Raw genomic sequence first — 6,223 nt, 5'->3', positions numbered from 1 at the left:
GGGGGTCCGCACCGGCGGCGACACCGCGCCGGTGCCTCTCGTCGCGAGCCCCTACACGGAGCTGCAACCCGCGCTCTCGCGCGACGGGCGCTGGCTGGCCTACACCTCCAACGAGTCGGGAACGAACGAAGTGTACGTGCGGCCGTTCCCCGATACGGGCGGTGCCCGCTGGCAGGTCTCCAACGGAGGTGGCGAGGAGCCGCGGTGGTCGGCCGACGGACGCGAGATCTTCTTCGTGGACCCGAGAAGCCGTCTCATCGCCGCGGACGTTCGGCCCGGCCCGGCCTTCGCCGTCGCCGGACAGCGACCGCTGTTCTCCACGCTCGACTTTTTCCGCGAGGGTTTTCACCAGTCCTACGCCGTCTCGGCGGATGGCCGCTTCTTCTATTTCATGCGCCCGCTGCAGTCGAATGCGGGGGCGCAGGCGCCCCAGATCGTGCGGGTGGACAACTGGTTGGCCGACCTCAAGGCGAAGCTGGCGCGGTGAGGCGTGCGCGATGACTGACGTCCTCGAGCGCCTGAAGGCCTCCCTGGCCGGCCCGCGCATCCGGCGGCTGATATCGTGACGGGCGGACGCGCCCGAGCAGGAGGTGTCGCATGACGACGGCCGACGCAGGCAGGGCGGGTGATACCCGCAAGCCCCGCGACGACGAGATCGACGTCTACGGCCTCACCCACGTGGGCAAGGTCCGGAAGAACAATCAGGACCATTTCCTCCTCGCGTCCATCCACAAGCGCATCCAGCTGCTCCAGACCAGCCTGTCGGATCAGCAGCGGCTGCCCTTCGGGGACGAGCGGCTGGCCGTGATCGCGATGATCGCCGACGGCGTGGGCGGCGGGGAAGGCGGGGAGAAGGCCAGCGCCACCGCCCTCGAAATCGCGACGCAGTACCTCGTGAGCAGCATGAACCTCTACTACAGCGCCGACTCGGCCGAAGCCTCCTTCATGGATGCACTCCAGGGGGCCGCGATGCGCTGCCACGACGCGGTCGTGGCGCGGGCCAAGGCCGAAGGCGTCAGCCGCTCGATGGCCACGACCCTCACGCTGTGGATGGGCGTGTGGCCCTGGTTCTATCTCCTCCAGGTGGGCGACTCCCGCTACTACCTGTATCGCGGCGGGCAGCTCACCCAGGTCAGTCGCGACCAGACCCTCGCGCAGGATCTCGTGGACCAGGGCGTGTTCACGCGGGCGGTGGGGGAGCGCTCCCGGTTCGCCCACGTGCTCTCCAGTGCGATCGGGGGCGAGAAGACGATGCCGGTCGTCACCCGCCTCCGAAGCGAGTGGAACATCGTCCACCTGTTGTGCAGCGACGGCCTCACCAAGCACGTGCCCGACGAGCGGATCGCCGAGCGGCTGGCCGCGATGACCTCGTCGCGGCAGGTGTGCGAGCAGCTGCTGGAGGACACGCTCGAGGGCGGCGGCACCGACAATGTCACGATCGTGGTCGGACGGGCCGTGCCGAAGGAACCCGGCGCGTGAAACCTGTGGCGCGCCTGGCGACCGCCGGGGCGGACGTGTACGCGACGGAGGTCGAGAAGCGATGAGCGCGCCGAAGGCCATCCAGGACTACTATCCGGACGACTTCGCCCACTGCTACGGCTGCGGGCGGCTCAACCCGCGCGGCCTCCAGCTCAAGACGCGATGGGACGGCGACGAGACGGTGGCGCGGTTCACCCCGCGCGCCGAGCAGGTCGCCCTCCCGGGCTTCGTGTACGGCGGCCTGATCGCATCGCTCGTGGACTGCCACGCCATGGGCACCGCGGCGGCGGCGGTCGAACGCGCGGAGGGGCGCGAGGTCGGCGCCGGACCGGCGCCCCGCTTCGTCACGGCCTCGCTCCGGATCGAGTTTCTCCGGCCGACGCCCCTGGGCTCTGAGCTGGAGGTCCGCGCCCGCGCCGTCGAGGTTGGAGCGCGCAAGGTGGTCGTGCACGCCACGGTCTCGGCGAACGGCACCGTCACGGCCACCGGGGAGGTGGTCGCCGTTCGGATGCCGGATTCGATGCTGTCCAGGTCCGTCCCGGGGGAGCGCGGATGAGCCGCGTCCGCCGCTGCGGCCTGGTGATGTTGGCCTGCGCCGGGGTGTTCGCTGCCCCGGCCCTCGCCCAGCCGGACTCGGCCGTCGGCATTCCCGGCCTGGGCACGCTGACCTTCCCGACCTCGGCGACGGTGCCGGCCGCCGGGCAGGCGTTCCTCCGCGGTGTGCTCCTGCTTCACGCCTTCGAGTACGACGACGCGGCGGCGGCTTTTCGCGAGGCCGAGCGGCTCGAGCCCGGCTTCGCGCTCGCCACCTGGGGCGAGGCGATGACCTTCACCCATCCGGTGTGGGACGAGCAGGACGTCGCGGCGGGCCGCGCCGCCCTGGCCAAGCTCGGCGCCGACCCGGCGGCGCGCGCCGCGAAGGCGCCGACGGCGCGGGAGCGGGGGTATCTCGCGGCGGTCGAGATCCTCTACGGCGACGGGCCGAAGGCGCGTCGCGACACGCTGTACTCCGCGGCGATGGCCCGGGTCCTCGCCGCCAACCCCCGCGACGACGAAGCCCGCCTGTTCTACGCGCTTTCGCTGCTCGGACTCAGCCAGGGCGTACGCGACGTGCCGACGTGGCTGCGCGCCGCGGTGATCGCCGAGAGCGTCCTGGCCAGGAATCCGCGCCACCCGGGCGCCGCGCACTACGTGATCCACGGGAGGGACGACCCGGAGCACGCCGCCGGCGGGATGGCGGCCGCGAAGGCGCTGGCCGGCGTTGCGCCCGGCGCGGACCACGCCCAGCACATGACCTCGCACATCTTCGTCGCGCGGGGGATGTGGGACGAAGACGTGACGGCGAACGACAACGCCATGCGGGTGGTGAACGCCTGGCTCCACGACCACGGCCGGCCGCCGGCCTTCTGCGGGCACTACAACCTGTTCCTCGACTACGGACTGCTGCAGCTGGGCCGGTTGCGCGAGGCCGCGCGCCTGCTGGCGTCGTGCCGCGGCCAGAGCTCGCGCCAACGCCCCGGCCCGCACGACCTCGATCCGGACGACTACTCGTTCGTGACGATGTGGTCGCGCTACGTGCTCGATGCGCGCGACTGGTCGGGCGAGGTGGCGCGCTGGAGCGTGGACCCGGGCCCCGCGCCGGCGCCGCGACTCAGCTACTGGTTCACGCGCGGCTTCGCGGCGGCGCGACGTGGCGACACGTCCGACGCGCGGCAGGCGCTGACGGCATACCGGCAGGCGCAGGACGAAGTCCGGGACCTGGTGGACAGCGGCGGCGCGCCGCCGTCGCCGGACGATCGCGAGTTCCTGAAGCGCATCGAGGTCCTGCGTCTCGAGCTGGCCGGCCTCGTCGCCAGGCTCCAGGGGGATGGCGCGGGCGCCCTCGATACGCTGCGCCGGGCGACGGTGGTGGAGGACAGCATCGCCTACGTCTTCGGGCCGCCGTTCGTCAACCAGCCGTCCCACGAGCTGCTGGGCGAGGAGCTGCTGGCGGCGGGCCGGGCACCGGACGCGCTGGCCGAGTTCCGGAACGCGCTGTCCCGCACGCCCGGCCGCACCGCGGTGCTGGTCGGCATCGCGCGCGCGGCGCGCGCGACCGGCGACACCGCGAGCGCCGCCCACGCCCTCGCCCGGCTCGCCGCCGTCTGGCACGGTGCGGACCCCGACTACCCGGGGCTGGCGGAGCTGCGTCCCGCCCCGCGCGCGCCGTCGTCCGATTCCCCGCCCGGTCCGCCACCGGGAGCCGCACCCGAGCTCACCGACCAGGCCAGCGGCACCACGCAGCTGTTGATCGGCCTCGCCGTCGTCGACGAACGGGTGGTGTGGGTGAGCGGGACCGGCGGCACGTTCCTGCGCACGACCGACGGCGGCGCGACGTGGCAGGCGGGCCGCGTGCCGGGCGCCGACACGCTCCAGTTCCGCGACGTGTACGCCGTGGACTCGACCACGGCCTGGCTCCTCTCGATCGGCAACGGCGCGGCCTCGCGGATCTACCGCACGCTCGACGGCGGCCGCACCTGGGCGCTGCAGTTCACGAACGACCAGCCGAAGGCGTTCTACGACTGCCTCGACTTCTGGGATCCGCGGCGCGGTCTCGCGATCAGCGATGCCGTGGACGGCCGGACCGTGGCGCTCGCGACCGACGACGGCGGCGATCATTGGACCCGCATCCCGCCCGAGCGCCTGCCGCCGGCCGTGGCGGGCGAAGGCAGTTTCGCCGCGAGCGGGACCTGCGTCGTCACCCGCGCAGGCGGCGAGGCGTGGATCGCCGTCGGCACGCCGAGCTCGCTGCTGCTGCACACCCGTGACTACGGAGCAACCTGGACCGCGGACACAGTCCCGATCACGGGCATCACCTCGGTGACCTTCCGCGACCGCGCCGACGGCATCGTCGCCGGTTTCGACTCCACGGTGGCCGCGGCGGCGACGCACGACGGCGGGCGCACCTGGGCGCGCGGCGGGCCTCCGCCGTTTCGGGCCGGCGTGTACGGCGCCGCCTACGTGCCCGGAGCGCCGCGGCCGACGGTGGTCGCCGTGGGTCCCGGGGGCTCGGCGTATTCGCAGGACGACGGCGCGACGTGGACCCCCATCGACGGCAACGCCTACTGGTCGGTGGCCTTCGCGTCGCCGCGCGCGGGGTGGATGGTGGGGCCGCACGGCCGCATCACGAAGCTGGGAGGTTTCTGACGTGCCGGCGCCGGCGACGGCGGCGGAGGTTCGCGCCGCGTGAGCGAGGCCACGGGACGCCTGTCGGCCGCGCTCGCCGACCGCTACCGCATCGAGCGGGAGCTGGGCCAGGGCGGCATGGCGACCGTCTATCTGGCCCACGACCTTCGGCACGACCGGCCGGTCGCGCTCAAGGTGCTGCGCGCCGAGCTGGCGGCGGTGATCGGGGCCGAGCGCTTCCTCGCCGAGATCAGGACGACCGCGAACCTCCAGCACCCGCACATCCTGCCGCTGTTCGACTCGGGCGCGGCGGACTCGTTCCTCTACTACGTGATGCCCTACGTCGAGGGCGAGAGCCTGCGCGACCGGCTGACGCGCGAGAAGCAGCTGCCGGTGGACGAAGCGGTGCGGTATGCGACGGAGGTGGCGGGCGCCCTGGACTACGCGCACCGGCACGGGGTGGTGCACCGGGACATCAAGCCGGAGAACATCCTGCTCGCGGAGGGACAGGCGCTGGTCGCGGACTTCGGCATCGCGCTGGCGGTGAGCCGCTCGGACGGCGGCACGCGGATGACGGAGACGGGGATGAGCCTCGGGACGCCGCACTACATGAGTCCCGAGCAGGCGATGGGCGAGCGCGAGATCACGCCGAAGGCCGACGTGTACGCGCTGGGCTGCGTGCTGTACGAGATGCTGCTGGGGGAGCCGCCGTTCACGGGGCCGACGGCGCAGGCGGTGGTGGCGAAGGTGATGACGGAGAAGCCGGGGCCGATCGTGGCGCGGCGGGACCGGGTGCCGGCGCACGTGGAGGACGCGGTCTTCACGGCGCTCGAGAAGCTGCCGGCCGACCGGTTCGCCACGGCCGCCGAGTTCGCGGCCGCGCTCGCGGCGGGAGGCACGGGCACCCGTGCCACCCGTCGGGCGACGGCGGCGCCGCGACCCGGTCGCCGCTGGACGGTGGTCGCCGCCGGCGTCGGCCTGCTGGCGGCCGGCCTCGTCCTCGGCGTGGCCCTCACCCGCCGCGGCGGGCCACCCATCGCCGGCTTCGGTCGGGCGACGAAGGTCACGTACGACCGCGGGCTCGAGATCATGCCGGCGCTTTCGCCGGACGGGCGCTCGGTCGCCTACGCGGCGGGCACCTCGGTGGCGCTCAAGATCTTCGTGCGCCAGGTCGCCGGCGGCCGGCCGATCCCGCTCACCGGCGACAGCAGCGAGGTCGAGTGGGAGCCCTACTGGTCGGCCGACGGCACGCGCATCCTCTTCTTGGCCCGCGGCGGCGTGTTCAGCGCGCCGTCGTCCGGCGGTGACGCGCGGCCCGAGATCCCCGCGCCGGCCGGCGCCCCGGTCGTCTCGGCGGAGTGGTCCCCCGACGGCAAGACCATCGCCTACGTGGTGTCCGATTCGCTGTTCCTGTGGGCGAACCAGCGCCGGGAACGGCTGCTCGCCACCATCCCCGCGCCGGCCCTGTGCCGCTGGTCGCCGGACGGGCGGCTCATCGCGTGCGCCTCGGGCAACGCGTACTACCTGGAGCCGGGGATCGTCTTCGCCAACCTCTCCCCGAGCCGCATCGTCGTGGTGC

The 6,223-nt window shown here is 73.3% G+C and carries 5 protein-coding genes; all 5 read left to right on the top strand.

Going from position 1 to position 6,223, the window contains the following annotated elements:
• Nucleotides 1-487: hypothetical protein (locus VMF70_02925; GenBank protein HTT66961.1), on the top strand; the 487-nt coding region annotated here is incomplete at its 5' end.
• Nucleotides 488-597: 110 nt separating this feature from the next.
• On the top strand, nucleotides 598-1,479 hold the full coding sequence (locus VMF70_02920; GenBank protein HTT66960.1) for a protein phosphatase 2C domain-containing protein: 882 nt from the start codon (nucleotides 598-600) through the stop codon (nucleotides 1,477-1,479).
• Nucleotides 1,480-1,540: 61 nt separating this feature from the next.
• Nucleotides 1,541-2,035 (top strand): PaaI family thioesterase, encoded by a 495-nt coding sequence (locus VMF70_02915; GenBank protein ID HTT66959.1) that lies wholly within the window; start codon nucleotides 1,541-1,543, stop codon nucleotides 2,033-2,035.
• Nucleotides 2,032-4,665 carry a tetratricopeptide repeat protein gene (locus VMF70_02910; GenBank protein HTT66958.1) on the top strand — a complete coding sequence of 878 codons (2,634 nt, stop codon included), beginning with the start codon at nucleotides 2,032-2,034 and terminating at the stop codon, nucleotides 4,663-4,665. Before VMF70_02915 ends, VMF70_02910 begins: the two co-directional genes overlap by 4 nt.
• A 39-nt stretch (nucleotides 4,666-4,704) precedes the next feature.
• The coding region (locus VMF70_02905) for a protein kinase (GenBank protein ID HTT66957.1) at nucleotides 4,705-6,223 on the top strand (1,519 nt) is incomplete at its 3' end.

The organism is Gemmatimonadales bacterium, assembly GCA_035502185.1.
In the GTDB taxonomy this organism is placed as follows: domain Bacteria; phylum Gemmatimonadota; class Gemmatimonadetes; order Gemmatimonadales; family JACORV01; genus Fen-1245.
This window is presented reverse-complemented; position numbering and strand designations above follow the sequence as displayed.

Bases quoted from the DNA above. Each gene is read 5' to 3' on its own strand.
- VMF70_02915 (HTT66959.1), top strand. From the start codon at position 1,541: ATGAGCGCGCCGAAGGCCATCCAGGACTACTATCCGGACGACTTCGCC.
- VMF70_02920 (HTT66960.1), top strand. From the start codon at position 598: ATGACGACGGCCGACGCAGGCAGGGCGGGTGATACCCGCAAGCCCCGC.
- VMF70_02910 (HTT66958.1), top strand. From the start codon at position 2,032: ATGAGCCGCGTCCGCCGCTGCGGCCTGGTGATGTTGGCCTGCGCCGGG.